The 18,138-nt window shown below is 65.4% G+C and carries 11 protein-coding genes; 7 read left to right on the top strand and 4 right to left on the bottom strand.

Annotated elements, in window-relative coordinates; translation table 11 throughout:
* Window positions 1-44: 44 nt before the first annotated feature.
* Together T336_RS0111135 and T336_RS0111130 are read left to right on the top strand one after the other, a co-directional pair.
* A complete protein-coding gene (locus tag T336_RS0111135) occupies window positions 45-902 on the top strand; it encodes a DUF2167 domain-containing protein (protein ID WP_026432595.1) in 858 nt (285 codons plus the stop codon).
* A gap of 76 nt (window positions 903-978) precedes the next feature.
* Complete coding sequence (locus tag T336_RS0111130) at window positions 979-1,755, top strand: hypothetical protein (protein WP_026432594.1); 777 nt, start codon at window positions 979-981, stop codon at window positions 1,753-1,755.
* Window positions 1,756-1,797: 42 nt separating this feature from the next.
* Here the strand turns inward: T336_RS0111130 and T336_RS0111125 are convergent, their stop codons facing one another.
* A complete protein-coding gene (locus T336_RS0111125) occupies window positions 1,798-2,763 on the bottom strand; it encodes a tripartite tricarboxylate transporter substrate binding protein (RefSeq protein ID WP_026432593.1) in 966 nt (321 codons plus the stop codon).
* 336 nt (window positions 2,764-3,099) lie between these two features.
* Between T336_RS0111125 and T336_RS26045 the strand changes: the two genes are divergently transcribed.
* Window positions 3,100-5,109, top strand: coding sequence for an acyltransferase family protein (locus tag T336_RS26045; RefSeq protein ID WP_026432592.1), 2,010 nt, complete (start codon window positions 3,100-3,102; stop codon window positions 5,107-5,109).
* Between the two features lie 275 nt (window positions 5,110-5,384).
* Here T336_RS26045 and lpdA read toward each other — a convergent pair whose 3' ends face one another.
* From lpdA to aceE, 3 genes are read right to left on the bottom strand one after another with little or no spacing between them, the layout of a single operon-like run.
* On the bottom strand, window positions 5,385-7,229 hold the full coding sequence (gene lpdA / locus T336_RS0111115) for a dihydrolipoyl dehydrogenase (RefSeq protein ID WP_026432591.1): 1,845 nt from the start codon (window positions 7,227-7,229) through the stop codon (window positions 5,385-5,387).
* 13 nt (window positions 7,230-7,242) lie between these two features.
* The gene (aceF, locus tag T336_RS0111110; protein ID WP_026432590.1) at window positions 7,243-8,940 is read right to left on the bottom strand and encodes a dihydrolipoyllysine-residue acetyltransferase; all 1,698 of its coding nucleotides are present in this window, start codon (window positions 8,938-8,940) and stop codon (window positions 7,243-7,245) included.
* Window positions 8,941-8,960: 20 nt separating this feature from the next.
* Window positions 8,961-11,684: a pyruvate dehydrogenase (acetyl-transferring), homodimeric type gene (gene aceE / locus T336_RS0111105; RefSeq protein ID WP_026432589.1), complete on the bottom strand. Its 2,724-nt coding sequence runs from the start codon at window positions 11,682-11,684 to the stop codon at window positions 8,961-8,963.
* Between the two features lie 166 nt (window positions 11,685-11,850).
* Here aceE and T336_RS0111100 point away from each other — a divergent pair, with 166 nt between their 5' ends.
* The 4 genes from T336_RS0111100 to T336_RS0111085 all read left to right on the top strand — a co-directional run bounded on the left by T336_RS0111100 (window position 11,851) and on the right by T336_RS0111085 (window position 18,106).
* On the top strand, window positions 11,851-14,424 hold the full coding sequence (locus tag T336_RS0111100) for a PAS domain-containing sensor histidine kinase (RefSeq protein ID WP_019703184.1): 2,574 nt from the start codon (window positions 11,851-11,853) through the stop codon (window positions 14,422-14,424).
* Window positions 14,421-15,047, top strand: a complete 627-nt coding sequence (locus T336_RS0111095; RefSeq protein ID WP_011795564.1) for a response regulator transcription factor — start codon at window positions 14,421-14,423, stop codon at window positions 15,045-15,047. The genes T336_RS0111100 and T336_RS0111095 overlap by 4 nt, the downstream gene beginning before the upstream one ends.
* A gap of 88 nt (window positions 15,048-15,135) precedes the next feature.
* Complete coding sequence (gene folD / locus T336_RS0111090; RefSeq protein WP_026432588.1) at window positions 15,136-15,987, top strand: bifunctional methylenetetrahydrofolate dehydrogenase/methenyltetrahydrofolate cyclohydrolase FolD; 852 nt, start codon at window positions 15,136-15,138, stop codon at window positions 15,985-15,987.
* Between the two features lie 79 nt (window positions 15,988-16,066).
* Window positions 16,067-18,106: a M3 family metallopeptidase gene (locus T336_RS0111085; protein ID WP_026432587.1), complete on the top strand. Its 2,040-nt coding sequence runs from the start codon at window positions 16,067-16,069 to the stop codon at window positions 18,104-18,106.
* Window positions 18,107-18,138: the final 32 nt, after the last annotated feature.

The raw sequence follows: 18,138 nt of genomic DNA, 5'->3' as shown, positions 1-18,138 counted from the left end.
GGAGCCGCCCTCATCCAGAACCAATCCATAACAGGGGAAGAGCAATGAAAAAAACGTTGGCCGCGGCCATCATCGGTATCGGCCTGTCCATCGGCGCCTGGGCGCAAGGCACGGAATCGGACAGGCAGGCGCAGATCGAGGCAAAAGTGAAAGCGCTGCACTGGATCGACCAGGGGCAAGGCGAGATCGGCAGCCAGGCCACGATCCGGATTCCGGGCGGCTACCGCTTCCTGGGCGCACAGGACACGGCCAAGCTGCTGGAACTCTACGGAAACCCGCCTTCCCCCGACCACTATCTGATCGCGCCCGGTACGCTGAAATGGTTCGCCGTGTTCTCCTTCGACGATACCGGCTACGTCAAGGACGACGAGAAGATCAATGCCGCGGAACTGCTGTCCTCCATGAAGGCATCGGATGTGCAGAGCAACAAGCAGCGCAAGAAGCTGGGAATGGAAGCGCTCTACACGGAAGGCTGGCAGGTCGAGCCGCATTACGACACGCAGAGCAAGCGGCTGGAATGGGGCCTGCGCCTGCGCGACGAAAGCGGCCACAAAGCCATCAACTACACCTCGCGCATCCTCGGGCGCACGGGAGTGATGAGCGCCGTCCTGGTTTCCGACCCCGAGGCCCTCGCCCAGGACACCGAAGAATTCAAGCAGGTGCTCACCGGCTTCAAGTACAACAGCGGCCAGTCCTATGCCGAATTCAGGAACGGCGACAAGATTGCCCAGATCGGGCTGGGCGCGCTCGTACTGGGAGGCGCCGCCGCGGTCGCCACGAAAAAGGGGCTGTGGGCCGTGATCGGCGGCTTCGTCGCCGGGTTCTGGAAGCTGCTGCTGGCCGGAGCGGCCGGTCTGCTGGCGGGCATCGGCAAGCTCTTCGGCCGCAAGAAAGACGCCTGACGCCGCAAGGGGCGGGCCCTGCGTCCCGCTCCTGCTTATTTCCGCTTATTGCCGCACCGATGCCTGAACAACTGCCGTGTTCCCGCTGATCAGTCCCGAGGCGCAGGTCATGCTGGCCATCTGCGCGTTCTATGCGTATGACGCCTGCGTGCCCCTGGCCGAGGGTGCCGGGCTGGTACATCGCCCAGGTCGCAGGCGCTGGCGCGGCATGCTGGCCACCCAGGGCTTCGAAGTCCGCTGGGCCTACCTGGCCTGGCCTGCGCTGCTGTCGCCGCACCAGCCCGTGTACCAGCTGCGCTGGCAACCGGACCTGGTCCGTTTGCCGGGTGACGCCGCTGCGGTTCAGCGCCTCCAGGCCCATGCCGACAGCTTCCGCCATTTCGCGCTGCCGCTCCATGGGCTGGGTGCGTCGCTGTTCCTGCTGCTGCCGGCAGCGCTGTTCGTGTGGCCTGGCGAGGCCCTGCAACTGGCTGCCGCAGGGATGATCTACTTCTTCGCGGCATGGACTGCTGTCCGGGCATGGCGGCATGGCGACAAGGGACACTCCCCACGCCAAGTGGCCCGATCGGTGGCCATCCAGGCGCTGGCGTGCCCTCCTTTCGCGCTGAACTCCGTACGCAAGCTCGCGGCCGCCCACGTTCCCGGCATGGATCTGCTGCAGGCAGCGCACCAGTTGCTGGACCCGCCCGCGTGGCATGCACTTGCGCAGCACGCGCAGGCCGCCATCGAGGCGGACATCGAAACAGCCCGGGCGGAGAGTCCGGCAGCCACGGCACGGTCGCAGCGGCTCTGCAGCGCACTGCGCCAACTGCAAGCGCACATGCCGGCGGCACCCGCCAAAGAAACTCCGTGAGAAGGCCCGCCCGGCGGCGTTGCCCGCGCCGGGCAGGCGCCGTCAATCCACCGAAGCGCCGGACTGCTTCACCGCCTTGCCCCACTCCACGATCTCGCTGGCAACGAACTGGTCCATCGCCTCGGGCGTGGTCGGCGCGGGCTCGGAGCCACGGTCACGGATGAATTTCTGCATGTCCGGACTGTTCAGGATGTCCACCACTTCGCGGTTCAGGCGGTCCACGACGGGCCGGGGCGTGCCCTTGGGCGCCATCAGCCCGAGCCAGCCCACGGCCTCGAAGCCCTTGAACTCCGGCAGGCCGCTCTCGGCGATCGTGGGCACCTGGGGCAGTTGGCTGGAGCGCGTGGCGGAGGTCACAGCCAGCGGCACGGCCTTGCCCGCCTGGATGTTGGCCAGGCCCGCCGTGACCGAATCCACCATCAGGGGTACCTGCCCACCCAGGAAGTCGGACTGCGCAGGGCCGCTGCCCTTGTACGGGATGTGTTCGATCTCGATGTGGGCACGCGCCTTCACCATCTCGGCGCTCAGGTGCTGCGTGCCGCCGATGCCGGCGCTCGCATAGCTCAGCTTGCCGGGCTCCGCGCGCGCGCGGGCCACCAGGTCCTGCATGCTGCGGATGCCGGACGCCGGGTTGGCCAGGAACACCAGCGGCACCTTGGCCACCAGGCTGATGCCCTGCAGGTCCTTGCGCGGGTCGAAATTCACCTTGCGATAGAGCGTCTGGTTCACTGCCATGGCGCTGCCCGCCATCACCAGCGTGTAGCCATCGGGCTTGGAACGCACCACCTGCTCGGTGCCGATGTTGCTGCCGGCGCCCGCCTTGTTGTCCACCACCAGCGGCTGCCCCAGGCGGGTACCCAGCTTTTCCGCGAGGGCACGCGCGAAGATGTCGGTGGCCTGCCCCGGGGGAAAGGGAACGACCAGGGTGATGGGCCGCTCCGGCCAGGCGGCCGAGGCGGCGCCGCAGAAGGCCAGAAGCAAGGCGGGAAGGCAGTGGCGAGTGCGCATGGGTGGTTGTCTCCGGGGAAGCGATATGCGCAAGCATCATAGGCGGCGCCTGCGGCGACTCCGGAGGCCTGAAGCGATCGTTCCGCACCGGGGGATGGGCTACCGCGTGCGCGCCCGGCCGGCTCGAAGCTCTCGCCGAGCAGGAGGAGCGCATTCGTGCACGGCGTCGCTGCGATCCTTTTCTGAAAATCCGTACCCCGATTCCATGGACTCTCCGAAGCCATCCGTTTTTCTGGATATCCACGCCAATCCGCTCCCCTGGTTTGCCATAATACGCGCATCATTGCCCGCCATGCTGCTTTGAAAGCTTCCAGGCCTTAACAGGATTACCGCCAGATGGAATACAGGAAGGAGATAGACGGATTAAGGGCATTGGCCGTGCTGCCTGTCATCCTGTTCCATGCGGGGTTTGCCGCGTTCAGTGGCGGATTTGTAGGCGTGGATATCTTCTTCGTCATCAGCGGCTACCTGATCACCACCATCACCGTGGAAGAGATGGACAAGGGCAAGTTCTCTTTGCCCAGCTTCTACGAACGCAGGATCCGAAGAATCCTGCCGGCCCTCTTCTTCATGATGCTGTGCATCCTTCCATTCGCGTGGCTCTGGATGCTGCCGCACGAGTTGAAAACCTTCTCAGAGAGCCTGGTGGCTGTCCCTCTTTTTGTTTCCAATGTTCTTTTTTACCCGACAAGCGGTTACTTTGGCGCGGCATCCAAGCTCAATCCTTTATTGCATACGTGGAGCCTGGCCGTTGAAGAACAGTTCTACATCCTTTTTCCCGCCTTCCTGATGCTGACATGGAAACTGGGCAAAAAATGTATCATGCTCCTGCTTCTTCTGGCCGCAGTAGCCAGCGCGCTTGTTGCCCAATGGGGAGTGACAACACATCCGTCTTTTACATTCTACCTGCTTCCGACACGTGGTTTTGAAATACTTATCGGCGCATTGATATCATTGCATGCCAACCGCAAAAATGCTGCCGCTTCAGCCAGCCATCCGGCGAGTGAATGTGCCAGCCTGACCGGACTGGCACTGGTGCTGTATTCGATATTCTCATTCCACGAAAACACTCCATCTCCCAGCCTGTACTCGCTCTTGCCAACGACAGGCGCCGCCCTCATCCTTGCTTTTTCGAGCCAACGAAACCTTGTGGGCAAACTGCTGGGCAGCAGGTTTTTCGTGGGAATCGGCTTGATCAGCTACAGTGCATACTTGTGGCATCAGCCATTGTTTGCCCTTGCGAGACTGAGATGCATGGACGAGCCAGGCATGTCGTTGTTTGGAATACTGACCCTCCTGTCGATCCTGCTTGGGTTCATCAGCTGGAAATACATCGAAACGCCATTCAGGACCCAACACAGCGGAAGCCGCAGAAAAACATTCATTCATGCTGCCATCGGAAGTGCGTTCTTCATGGCCATTGGAGCTTGCGGATATATTGCAAACGGTTTTCCGCAGAGATTGCCTGCCAGTTCATCTCCATTCCTGTTTGCGATCAACGACAAGAACCCCAGGCAATCAGAGTGCCACTTCGGAGCAGCAGCATTTCCCCGGCCTCAGGATTCGTGCATGCTGGGAGACGCCAAAAACCTGCAAGGTGCACTGCTTGGAGATTCGCATGCTGACGCCATTTCTTTTGCGCTGGAGAAAGAATTGAAGTCGAGGCATCTCGGATTCCTCAGCCTTACCTACAGTGGATGCCCGCCGATCCAAGACATCTACAGAGCAGACACTTCCCTGGCGAACCGGTGCTTCGAATACAACCAGCAGACGTATAAATTCCTTCTGGAGAATCCAAGCATCCACTACGTCATACTGTCAGCCAGATGGACCCAATACCTCGAAAGAAACAAATACGACAATGGTGAAGGAGGCGTCGAAGATGGAGAGCATGGCTTCGTCGATGTCGTTGTCAATGGCAAAAAGAAATTCAATACTGAAGCAGAAAGAAAATCATTGATAAAGCAACACTACCGCGCATCCATTGAACAACTATTGCAAGCCGGGAAAAAAGTCATCGTTATCTACCCAATCCCCGAAGCCGGATGGGATGTGCCAGCCACCCAGCTCAAGAAATTATTATTCGACCGCATGGAAGCCGAGCCTCTCACCACGTCACATGCCTCCTACAAGGCCAGGAACGAATCGACCATAGCGACGCTCGACTCCATCCCCGACAGGGAAAATCTCATCCGTGTAAGGCCGGACAAGATATTTTGCGACACCTTCATTCCAGGCAGATGCGTCACTCAAATTGGCAACGAGGTGCTTTATTACGACGACGACCACCTGTCCAACAAAGGCGCGCAGTTGGTGATCGATGAGGCCATGAAATTCGTCAAGTGAATGCGATATCTTCCTGCTTCCCGATGGCTTGCCGGTGCGAAGGTCTGGCCGAGGAGAGGCGATGCGCGCCCCCCTCAGCCCATCGGTCTCTCGCCGCAGAAAGATCCGCCAGATGCCCGAGTTGGTCTGGCAACAGGGAGGCTCCAGCGTGGGATGACCGCAGGTCGCAGGAAAGCCGGTGCCGGATGGGATTCATGGCGAAATGAAAAAGGCGGCCGGAGCCGCCCTGATTTCCGAAACGCGCCGCGACATCTGCCGCGACGCTCCACGCTGCTTCACTTCTTCTGCGGCGGCACGTCCGTGCAGGAGCCGTGCGCGATCTCCGCCGCCATGCCGATGCTTTCGCCCAGCGTGGGGTGCGGATGGATGGTCTTGCCGATGTCCACGGCATCCGCGCCCATCTCGATCGCCAGGGCGATCTCGCCGATCATGTCGCCGGCGTGGGTGCCCACGATGCCGCCGCCCAGGATCCTGCCGTGCCCATGGGCCTCGGGCGAATCGTCGAACAGCAGCTTCGTGTAGCCCTCGTCGCGGCCGTTGGCGATGGCGCGGCCGGAGGCCGTCCAGGGGAACAGGCCCTTCTTGACCTTGATGCCCTGGGCCTTGGCCTGGTCCTCGGTCAGGCCCACCCAGGCCACTTCGGGATCGGTGTAGGCCACGCTCGGAATCACGCGGGCGTTGAACGCGGCCGAAGCCAGCGCCTTGTCGCCCGTGAGTTCGCCGGCGATGACTTCGGCCGCCACGTGCGCTTCGTGCACCGCCTTGTGCGCCAGCATGGGCTGGCCCACGATGTCGCCGATGGCGAAGATGTGCGGCACATTGGTGCGCATCTGCACGTCCACGTCGATGAAGCCGCGGTCGGTCACGGCCACGCCGGCCTTCTCGGCGCCGATCTTCTTGCCGTTGGGCGTGCGGCCCACGGCCTGCAGCACCAGGTCATAGACCTGCGGCTCGGGCGCCTTGCCGCCCTCTTCCGCGGCGGCGAACGTGACCTTGATGCCTTCGGGCGTGGCCTCGGCCCCCACCGTCTTGGTCTTGAGCATGATGTTGTCGAAACGGTGGGCATTCATCTTCTGCCACACCTTGACCAGGTCGCGGTCCGCGCCCTGCATCAGGCCGTCCATCATCTCGACCACGTCCAGGCGGGCGCCCAGCGTGGAATAGACGGTGCCCATTTCGAGGCCGATGATGCCGCCGCCCAAGATCAACATGCGCTTGGGCACTTCCTTCAGTTCCAGCGCGCCGGTCGAATCGACCACGCGCGGGTCCTTGGGCATGAAGGGCAGGTGCACGGCCTGCGAGCCGGCAGCGATGATGGCGCGCTTGAAGGCCACGACCTTCTTGCTGCCCGTCTTCTCCTGGCCCTTGGCGCCGGTGGTTTCCTCCACCTCGAGGTGGTTGGCACCCACGAACTGGCCCACGCCGCGCACGGTGGTCACCTTGCGCATCTTGGCCATGGCGGCCAGGCCGCCGGTCAGCTTGCCGATGACCTTTTCCTTGTGGCCGCGCAGGGTGTCCACGTTGACCTGGGGCGTACCGAAATCGATGCCGGCCGCCTTCAGGTGGCTGGCCTCGTCGATGACGGCCGCCACGTGCAGCAGCGCCTTGGACGGGATGCAGCCCACGTTCAGGCAGACGCCGCCCAGGGTGGCATAGCGTTCCACGATGACGACCTTCAGGCCGAGGTCGGCAGCGCGGAAGGCCGCGCTGTAGCCGCCGGGGCCGCCGCCCAGCACGAGCACGTCGCACTCGAGGTCGGCATTGCCGCCGAAGTTCGCCGCGGCCGGAGCCGGGGCAGCTGCAGCCTTGGGGGCCGGCGCGGCAGCCTGGGCAGGCGCCGCGGGTGCGGATGCGGGCGCCGGGGACGGAGCGGCAGCCGCATCGGCGGCCTCCAGCGTCAGCACCACCGAGCCTTCGGCGACCTTGTCGCCAACCTTCACCTTCATCTCCTTGACGACGCCGGCATGGCTCGCCGGGATTTCCATCGATGCCTTGTCGGATTCGACGGTGATGAGGCTCTGTTCCACCTTGATGGTGTCGCCGGCTTTCACCAGCACTTCGATCACGCCCACTTCGGAAAAATCACCGATGTCGGGCACCTTGATGTCGATCACTGCCATGTCGGGTTTCCTTTCACAGCAGGATGCGGCGGTAGTCCGCCAGCACCTGGCCCAGGTAGGCGTTGAAGCGCGCCGCAGATGCGCCGTCGATCACGCGGTGGTCGTAGGAGAGCGACAGCGGCAGCACCAGGCGCGGCACGAACTGCTTGCCATCCCACACCGGCTTCATCTGGCCCTTCGAGAGGCCCAGGATGGCCACTTCGGGTGCGTTGATGATGGGCGTGAAGTGCGTGCCGCCGATGCCGCCGAGCGACGAGATCGAGAAGCAGCCGCCCTGCATGTCGGCCGCGCCGAGCTTGCCGTCGCGGGCCTTCTTGGCGAGCTCGCCCATTTCCTGGCTGATCTGCAGGATGCCCTTCTTGTCGGCATCCTTCAGCACGGGCACCACGAGGCCGTTGGGCGTGTCCGCCGCGAAGCCGATGTGGAAGTACTGCTTGTAGACGAGCGTGTCGCCGTCCAGGCTGGTGTTGAACTCGGGGAACTTCTTGAGCGCGGCCACCACGGCCTTGATCACGAAGGCGAGCATCGTCACCTTCACGCCGGACTTCTCGTTCTCCTTGTTGGTGGAGACGCGGAAGGCTTCCAGCTCGGTGATGTCGGCCTCGTCGTTGTTGGTGACGTGGGGAATCATCACCCAGTTGCGGTGCAGGTTGGCGCCGCTGATCTTCTTGATGCGCGAGAGGTCCTTGCGCTCCACGCCGCCGAACTTGGCGAAGTCCACCTTCGGCCAGGGCAGCAGGTCCATGCCCACGCCGGAACCGCCGCCGGCAGGCGCCTTGGCCGCCTGGGCCTTGGTCTGTACGCCGCCCGCCATCACCTGCCTGGTAAAGGCCTGGATGTCCTCCTGGGTGATGCGGCCCTTGGGGCCGGAACCCTTGATCTCTTCCAGCGGCACGCCCAGTTCGCGGGCGAACTTGCGCACCGAGGGAGATGCGTGCGGCAGGCCGATGGGCGCGGCGCCCGGGGCATGGGGAGCAGGCGCCGGAGCAGCAGCAGCCGTGGCGCCGACCTGCGGAGCGGCCTCCTCGGCCGGCAGCTGGCGGGGCGCCCGCGTGTCGGGTTCGGACTGGGGTGCGGGACGATCCACAGGTGCTGCGGCGGGTGCCGCCGACGGGGCCCCGACGGCGCCTTCCAGCACGGCCACGAGGTCACCCACGTTCACCTTGTCGCCGATCTTGATCTTCAGTTCCTTCACCACACCAGCAGCGGGCGACGGGATCTCCATCGAAGCCTTGTCGGATTCGACGGTGAAAAGCGACTGCTCTTCCTTGACCGTATCGCCGGGCTTCACGAGCAGCTCGATCACCGCCACGTCCTTGAAGTCGCCGATGTCCGGCACCTTCACATCGATCGGACCCGCGGCCGCCGGGGCGGGTGCAGGCGCAGCCGGCGCCGGAGCGGATGCAGCGGTCGGGGCGGGAGCAGGTGCGTCCGCTTTCGCGGCGGGTGCGGCGGCGGGCTGCGCGCCCTCGCCTTCGGCCTCGACCACGACGATCACGGAGCCTTCGCTCACCTGGTCGCCGATCTTGACCTTGACCTCCTTCACCACGCCGGCGTGGCTGGAAGGGATCTCCATGGAAGCCTTGTCGGACTCCACGGTGATGAGCGACTGCTCGGCCTTCACCGTGTCGCCGGGCTTCACCAGCAGCTCGATCACGCCGACGGCGTCGAAATCCCCGATGTCCGGGACCTTGATGTCAATCAGTGCCATATTGGTGTCTCCGGTTAGGGTCAGGCGTGCAGCGGGTTGACCTTGTCGGCCTGGATGCCGTACTTCTGGATGGCCTCGGCCACCTTGGCGGCGGGCAGCTTGCCGTCCTCGGCCAGGGCCTTGAGCGCGGCCACGACGATGTAGTGGCGGTCCACCTCGAAGTGCTCGCGCAGCTTGCGGCGGAAGTCGCTGCGGCCGAAGCCGTCGGTGCCCAGCACCTTGTACGTACGGCCCTTGGGCACGAACGGACGGATCTGCTCGGCATACGCCTTCATGTAGTCGGTGGAAGCGATCACCGGGCCTTCGGTCTTGCCGAGCTGCTCCTCCACGAACGACGTGCGCGGCGTTTCCGTGGGATGCAGCAGGTTCCAGCGCTCCGCCTCCTGGCCGTCGCGCGCGAGCTCGTTGAAGCTCGGGCAGCTCCACACGGATGCGGCCACGCCCCAGTCCTTCTCCAGCAGTTCCTGGGCGACGAACGACTCGCGCAGGATCGTGCCGCTGCCCAGCAACTGCACGGCGGGCGCGCCCTTCTTGAGGGCCGGCGCCTGTTTGCAGAGGTACATGCCCTTGATGATCTGCTCTTCCGTGCCGGGCTGCAGTCCGGGCATGGCGTAGTTCTCGTTGAGCAGCGTCAGGTAGTAGAAGACGTTTTCCTGGCGCTCGACCATGCGCTTCAGGCCGTCGTGCATGATGACGGCGACCTCGTGCGCGAAGGTCGGGTCGTAGCTGATGCAGTTCGGAATCGTGTTGGCCAGGATGTGGCTGTGGCCGTCCTCGTGCTGCAGGCCTTCGCCGTTCAGCGTGGTGCGGCCCGACGTGCCGCCCAGCAGGAAGCCCCGCGCCTGCATGTCGCCGGCCGCCCAGGCCAGGTCGCCGATGCGCTGGAAGCCGAACATCGAGTAGTACACGTAGAACGGGATCATGATCCGGTTGTTCGTGCTGTACGACGTGGCCGCGGCGATCCAGCTGGACATGCCGCCGGCCTCGTTGATGCCTTCCTGCAGGATCTGGCCGGCCTTGTCCTCGCGGTAGTACATCACCTGGTCCTTGTCCACCGGGGTGTACTGCTGGCCGTGCGGGTTGTAGATGCCGATCTGGCGGAACAGGCCTTCCATGCCGAAGGTGCGGGCCTCATCCACCAGGATGGGCACCACGCGCGGGCCGATCGCCTGGTCGCGCAGCAGTTGCGTGAGGAAGCGCACGTACGCCTGCGTGGTCGAGATCTCGCGGCCTTCGGGCGTGGCATCGAGCACGGCCTTGAAGGTCTCCAGCGACGGCACGGTGAAGCTCTCGTCGGCCTTCGTGCGGCGGTGCGGCAGGTAGCCGCCGAGGGCCTTGCGGCGCTCGTGCAGGTACTTCATCTCCGGGGTGTCGTCGGCCGGCTTGTAGAACGGCAGGTCGGCGATCTGGCTGTCGGGAATCGGAATGTTGAAGCGGTCGCGGAAGGCCTTGATGTCCTCGTCGCCGAGCTTCTTGGTCTGGTGGACCGTGTTCTTGCCCTCGCCGATCTTGCCCATGCCGAAGCCCTTGACGGTCTTCACCAGCAGCACCGTGGGCTGGCCCTTGTGCTCGTTGGCTGCCTTGAAGGCCGCATAGACCTTCTGCGCATCGTGGCCGCCGCGGCGGAGGTTCCAGATCTCGTCGTCGCTCATGTGCTCGACCATCTTCAGAGTGCGCGGATCGCGGCCGAAGAAGTTCTTACGCACGTAGGCGCCGTCATTGGCCTTGAACGACTGGTAGTCCCCGTCGTTGCACTCCATCATGATCTTGCGCAGCGCGCCGTCCTTGTCGCGGGCCAGCAGGTCGTCCCAGCCCTTGCCCCACAACAGCTTGACGACGTTCCAGCCGGAGCCGCGGAATTCGCCTTCCAGCTCCTGGATGATCTTGCCGTTGCCGCGCACCGGGCCATCCAGGCGCTGCAGGTTGCAGTTGATGACGAAGATCAGGTTGTCGAGGTTCTCGCGCGCGGCCAGGCCGATGGCGCCCAGCGACTCCACTTCGTCCATCTCGCCGTCGCCGCAGAACACCCAGACCTTGCGGTTCTCGGTGTTGGCGATGCCGCGGGCCTGCAGGTACTTCAGGAAGCGGGCCTGGTAGATGGCCATCAGCGGGCCCAGGCCCATCGAGACCGTGGGGAACTGCCAGAACTCGGGCATCAGCTTGGGGTGCGGATAGCTGGACAGGCCCTTGCCGTCCACCTCCTGGCGGAAGTTCAGCAGTTGCTCCTCGGTAAGGCGGCCTTCCAGGTAGGCGCGCGCATAGATGCCGGGGGACACGTGGCCCTGGATGTACAGCAGGTCGCCGCCGTGGTTCTCGCTCTCGGCGTGCCAGAAATGGTTGAAGCCCGCGCCGAACATGTTGGCCAGCGAGGCGAAGGAGCCGATGTGGCCGCCCAGGTCGCCGCCTTCGGGCGGATGGTGGCGGTTGGCCTTGACCACCATCGCCATGGCGTTCCAGCGCATGTAGGCGCGCAAGCGGGCTTCGATCTCGAGGTTGCCGGGGCAGCGCGCCTCCTGGCTGGGCTCGATCGTGTTCACGTAGCCGGTGTTGGCGGAGAACGGCATGTCGATGCTGCTCTGGCGCGCGTGTTCGAGCAATTGCTCGAGCAGGAAGTGGGCCCGCTCAGCGCCTTCGCGGTCGATCACGGCAGACAGTGCGTCCATCCACTCGCGGGTTTCCTGTTGGTCGGTGTCGGGGGTGGACGTCGCGGTTTTTCCGGCCTGAGGGTCGGTCTGAGCAGTCATGCCTGTCTCCTTTATGAGTCGCTGGCGTTGGGGGTAAATCCATGGAAGTTTCGCATACTTTTCCTGAATTTCGAATGGCGCCACATCAAACCACAATATGAAAAATTGCTGCAACCGCACATCCGCCCGGACGGGGGAGCCGGGCCACTCCCCTACACTCGCGGGCATGGACCGCCCTTCCCCTGCGCCCCCCGCTCCGGCAGAGCCTTTCGTGGTCACCGCGCCGGCCCGCTGGTGGCGCACCTGGTGGCGCAGCCTCTCACCCACGCGCCAGGACCGCCTGGCGGCCCTGGCGCCGCTGGCCGCCGTGCTCATGTTCCTCGCCGCGATCGTGGCGGCTTTCTGGTACCTGCGCGCCGAGGAAGGCGAGCGCGAGCAGGAAGCCCTGCGCCGCGACGTTGAATACGCCCAGCAGCGCGTGCGCCTGCGCCTGCTGGAGCGCCAGGAACAGATCATGCGCATCGCGCGCGACCTCTCCAACCAGGACCTGGAGCGCGCGGATTTCGTCGCCCGCGCGGAAGGCCTGATCAGCCAGTACCCCGAACTGCAGGCCATCACCTGGATCGACGACCGCCGCCGCATACGCGCCAGCCATGCGGCGCCCACGCTGCCCAGCAGCCAGCTGCGCGTGGCAGGCGAGGTGCTGCGCAATGGCGACACGGCCGACACCTTCGGCATCGCACGCGACCTCCAGCAGCCCGTGTACGCGCAGCCGCTGGCCGACCCGGGACGGGGCGAGGCCGCGCCCCTGTTGCAGCTGCAGGTGCCCCTGGTGGCACAGGGCAAGTTCACGGGCGTGGTCCTGGCCGAATACTCCGTGGACAGCCTGCTGCGCTACGGCACGCCCACCGAAGTGCTCGCGCGCTATGCGGTCACCATGCTCGACGGCCGTGACCAGCTGCTGGCCGGCACGCCGCTGCCGCCGCGCGGGCGCGCCTCGCCCTGGCAGCCCTGGGCCACGCGCGCCAACCAGTACGAGGTGTTCGTGTCTCCGGTGGGCAATGGCCTCGTGCTGCGCGCCCAGGCCTACCGCACCTCCCTGGGGGTGGTGGGCAGCGGCCTCTTCTGGCTCGTGGGCACGCTGAGCGCCATGACGGCCTGGATGCTGATCGCCAACTGGCGCCACACCCGCCGCCGCCTGCGCACGCAGGAGGCGCTGGTGGCCGAAACCAACTTCCGCCGCGCCATGGAAAACTCCATGGTCACGGGCATGCGCGCGCTCGACATGAATGGCCGCATGACCTACGTGAACGCCGCCTTCTGCCAGATGACAGGCTGGAACGCGGAGGAGCTGATCGGCCAGTCCCCGCCCTACACCTATTGGCCGGAAGCCGACCACGAGGTGCTGCATTCGAAGCTGCGCGACGAGCTCAGCGGCAAGCAGACGGTCGGTGGCTTCCAGGTGCGGGTGAAGCGCAAGAACGGCACGCTGTTCGACGCGCGGCTGTACGTGTCGCCGCTCATCGACGCGCACGGGCAGCAGACCGGCTGGATGACCTCGATGACCGACATCACCGAGCCCAACCGCGTGCGCGAACAGCTGACGGCGTCCCATGAACGCTTCACCATCGTGCTGGAATCGCTGGATGCCTCCGTCTCCGTCGCGCCCCTGGGCAGCGAGGAACTGCTCTTCGCGAACAAGCTGTACCGCCAATGGTTCGGCTCGCAGACCGGCGGGCACCTGCAGCTCGTCGCCCAGGCGGGCGTGCTGCCGGCCGGCAGCTCCAGCGCGGGCAGCATGGACGACGAGGATGCCCTCATGGGCCTGCCCACGGACACGCTCACCGACGCGCGCTCGGAGAACGCCGAGATCTACCTGCCCGACCTCGGCAAATGGCTGGAAGTGCGCTCCCGCTACCTGAACTGGGTGGACGGCCGCCTGGCCCAGATGGTGATCGCCACCGACATCACCCCGCGCCGCCAGGCCGAGGAACAGGCCGCGCGCCAGGCCGAACGCGCGCAGTCCGTGAGCCGTCTGATCACCATGGGCGAGATGGCCTCCAGCGTGGCGCACGAACTGAACCAGCCGCTCACGGCCATCAGCAACTATTGCAGCGGCATGGTCTCGCGCATCAAGAGCCAGCAGATCACGGAAGACGCCCTGCTTTCCGCACTGGAGAAGACCGCGCACCAGGCGCAGCGCGCGGGCCAGATCATCCAGCGCATCCGCGCGTTCGTGAAGAAAAGCGAGCCCAACCGCACCCTCGCCGACGTGCAGCACATGGTCAGCGAGGCGGTCGAGCTAGCGGACATGGAACTGCGCCGGCACAACGTGCGGCTGACCCATTACGTGGCCGCGCGCCTGCCGCCCGTGATGGCCGACACCATCCTGATCGAGCAGGTGCTCATCAACCTCATGAAGAACGGCGCGGAATCCATCCAGCAGGCCGGGCGTCCACCGGCCCGCCGCAGCGTGGAGCTGCGCGTGGTGCCGCGCCCGCTGGACAGCCAGGACGGCATCGAATTCGCGGTGCAGGACACCGGCAAGGGCCTGGCCCCGGAAGTGCTGGAACACCTCTTCGAGGCCTTCTTCTCCACCAAGCAGGAAGGCATGGGCATCGGCCTGAACCTGTGCCGCAGCATCGTGGAATCGCACCAGGGCCGGATGCAGGCGGAGAACATCTACAATGGCCCGGAGGTCACCGGCTGCCGATTCTCCTTCTGGCTTCCGCTCGCCCAGCCTGCGGATGACACTATGAATTCTGTAGCAAAAGCATCTACCCCAAGGACTCCCGCATGAGTTTGACTCCCAAAAAAGGTACTGTCTACGTCGTGGATGACGACGAGGCCGTGCGCGACTCGCTGCAATGGCTGCTGGAGGGCAAGGACTACCGCGTCCGCTGCTTCGACTCCGCCGAATCCTTCCTCTCGCGCTATGACCCGCGCGAAGTCGCCTGCCTGATCGTCGATATCCGCATGGGCGGCATGACCGGGCTTGAACTGCAGGACCGCCTGCTCGAACGCAAGTCCCCCCTGCCCATCGTCTTCATCACCGGCCACGGCGACGTGCCCATGGCCGTCAACACCATGAAGAAGGGCGCGCTCGACTTCATACAGAAGCCTTTCAACGAGGACGAACTCGTCAGCCTCGTGGACCGGATGCTCGACCGGGCCCGCGAGTCCTTCGCCGGCCACCAGCAGGCCGCCAGCCGCGACGCCCTGCTCTCCAAGCTCACCGGGCGCGAGGCGCAGGTGCTCGAGCGCATCGTCGCCGGCCGCCTGAACAAGCAGATCGCCGACGACCTGGGCATCAGCATCAAGACCGTGGAGGCGCACCGCGCCAACATCATGGAAAAGCTGAACGCCAATACCGTGGCCGACCTGCTCAAGATCGCCCTGGGCCAGAACGCGCCCAAGTCCTGACCGTCTCCGCAAGGCCGCCCAGCCCACCGGCGCCCAGCCGGGGCCGGCGGCCTTTTTCGCATCCAACGCACCGAAGTCCCTTTCCGCCATGACCGCCCAACTGATCGACGGCAACGCCCTTTCCCGACAACTCCGCGCCGACGTGGCCCGCCGCGCCGCGCTGCTCAAGGAACGCGGCACCACGCCGGGCCTGGCCGTCGTGCTGGTGGGCGACAACCCCGCCAGCCAGGTGTACGTACGCAACAAGGTCAAGGCCTGCGAAGAAAGCGGCCTGCACTCGGTGCTCGAGAAGTACGACGCCGCGATGACCGAGGCCGCGCTGCTGGCGCGCGTGGACGCGCTGAACAACGACCCGTCCATCCACGGCATCCTGGTGCAGCTACCCCTGCCGTCCCACATCGACGCCCAGAAGGTGATCGAGGCCATCTCGCCCGCCAAGGACGTGGACGGCTTCCACATCGCCAGCGCCGGTGCCCTGATGACCGGCATGCCCGGCTTCTGGCCCTGCACGCCCTATGGCTGCATGAAGATGCTGGAACACATCGGCTACGACCTGCGCGGCAAGCACGCCGTGGTGATAGGCCGCAGCAACATCGTGGGCAAGCCCATGGCGCTGATGCTGCTAGCCAAGGACGCCACCGTCACCGTGTGCCACTCCCGCACCACCGACCTCAAGGCCCAGACGCTGCAGGCCGACGTGATCGTGGCTGCCGTGGGCCGCCGCAACGTGCTGACGGCCGACATGGTCAAGCCCGGCGCCGTCGTCATCGACGTGGGCATGAACCGCAACGACGAAGGCAAGCTCTGCGGCGACGTGGACTTCGAGGGCGTGCGCGAGGTCGCGGGCCACATCACCCCCGTTCCCGGCGGGGTCGGCCCCATGACCATTACGATGCTGCTCGTGAACACCCTCGAAGCGGCCGAACGCGCAGCCGGCTGACCCGAACCATCGAGCCAGGCTATCGAAGAGATTGCGCACGCCGCTTGAACCCATCGTCCCCGCCGCCATCTGAACGCGCATGAGCAATCCACTCCTCGACTTCCAAGACCTCCCGCTGTTCGACCGCATCGCGCCCGCCGACGTGGCTCCCGCGATGGACGCCCTGCTCTCGCGCGCGAACACCGCGCTGGACACCGTCACGGCCCCGGACTTCCCCGCCACCTGGGAAGCCATCTCGCGCGTGCTGGATGTCGCGATCGAGGAACTGGGCCGGGCCTGGGGCGACGTCAGCCACCTGAACAGCGTTGCCGACACGCCCGAGCTGCGGGCGGCATACAACGAGGTCCTGCCGCGGGTGACGGAGTTCTGGACGCGTCTCGGGGCCGACGAGCGCCTCTATGCGAAGTACAAGGCCATCGACCCGGCCACGCTCAATCCGGAACAGCGCCAGGCCTGGAAGAACGCGGTGCGCAATTTCGTGCTCTCCGGCGCCGAGCTGCAGGGCGAGGCCAAGGAGCGCTTCGCCCAGATCCAGGAGCGGCAGGCCGAACTGTCGCAGAAGTTCAGCGAGAACGCCCTGGACGCCACCGACGCCTTCGCCTACTACGCCCGCGAGGATGAACTCGCCGGGCTGCCCGAGGACGTGCGCCAGGCCGCCCTCGCCGCCGCCCAGGCGGACGGCAGGGAGGGCTACAAGCTCACCCTCAAGATGCCCTGCTACCTGCCCGTGATGCAGTTCGCCGAGAGTAGCGCATTGCGTGAAACGCTGTACCGTGCCTATGTCACCCGGGCTTCGGATCAGGCCGAGGGCGATGCCCGCCGCTTCGACAACTCCGCACTGATCCGCGAAATCCTCGCCCTGCGCCAGGAAGAGGCGCGGCTGCTGGGTTACGCGAATTTCGGCGAAGTGTCCGTCGTTGCCAAGATGGCGGATTCGCCCCGGGAGGTCATCGATTTCCTGCGCGACCTCGCCCGACGGGCGCGGCCCTACGCGGAAAAGGACGTGGCCGACCTGCGCGATTTCGCCGCGAAGCACCTGGGCATCGCCGATCCGCAGTCCTGGGACTGGCCCTACATTTCCGAAAAGCTCAAAGAAGCGCGCTACGCCTTCAGCGAGCAGGAGGTGAAGCAGTACTTCACCGCGCCGAAGGTGCTGGCCGGCCTCTTCAAGATCGTCGAGACGCTTTTCGACGTGGCCATCCGGCGCGACACAGCCCCTGTCTGGAATCCCGCCGTGGAGTTCTACCGCATCGAGCGCGGAGCCCAACTCGTAGGCCAGTTCTACCTGGACCAGCCGGCCCGCACCGGCAAGCGCGGCGGCGCCTGGATGGACGGCGTGCGCACGCGCTGGCTGCGCCCGGATACCGGCCGGCTGCAGACGCCCGTCGCCCACCTGGTCTGCAACTTCGCCGCGGGCGTGGAGGGCAAGCCGCCACTGCTCACGCACGACGACGTGATCACCCTCTTCCATGAATTCGGCCACGGGCTGCATCACATGCTCACGCAGGTGAACGAGCGCGACGTATCCGGCATCAGCGGCGTCGAGTGGGACGCGGTAGAGCTGCCCAGCCAGTTCATGGAAAACTTCTGCTGGGAGTGGGACGTGCTGCGGCACATGACCGCCCACGTGGACACCGGCGCCCCGCTGCCCCGCGAGCTTTTCGACAAGATGCTGGCCGCCAAGAATTTCCAGAGCGGCATGGGCACGCTGCGGCAGATCGAGTTCGCGCTGTTCGACATGCTGCTGCACACCGAGCACGACCCTTCGCAGGACTTCATGCCCCTGCTCGACCAGGTGCGCAAGGAAGTCGCCGTGCTGCAGCCGCCGGCCTTCAGCCGCAGCGCACACACGTTCAGCCATATCTTCGCGGGCGGCTACGCGGCCGGCTACTACAGCTACAAGTGGGCGGAAGTGCTGAGCGCCGACGCCTATGCCGCTTTCGAGGAAACCGCCGGCGCCGACGGCCTGCCGAGCACGGACACCGGCGCGCGCTACCGCCAGGCCATCCTGGAAGTCGGCGGCAGCCGCCCGGCCATGGAGTCCTTCAAGGCCTTCCGGGGGCGGGCACCGTCCCTGGACGCCCTGCTGCGCCACCAAGGCATGGCCCAGGCCGCCTGACGCCCCCAACGCTAGAAACGCCCCACGCCCAA

This window comes from Paracidovorax oryzae ATCC 19882, assembly GCF_000687165.1.
Taxonomy (GTDB): Bacteria; Pseudomonadota; Gammaproteobacteria; order Burkholderiales; family Burkholderiaceae_C; genus Paracidovorax; species Paracidovorax oryzae.
The sequence above is the reverse complement of the archived record's forward strand: the minus strand, read 5'-3'. Positions and strand labels throughout refer to the sequence as shown.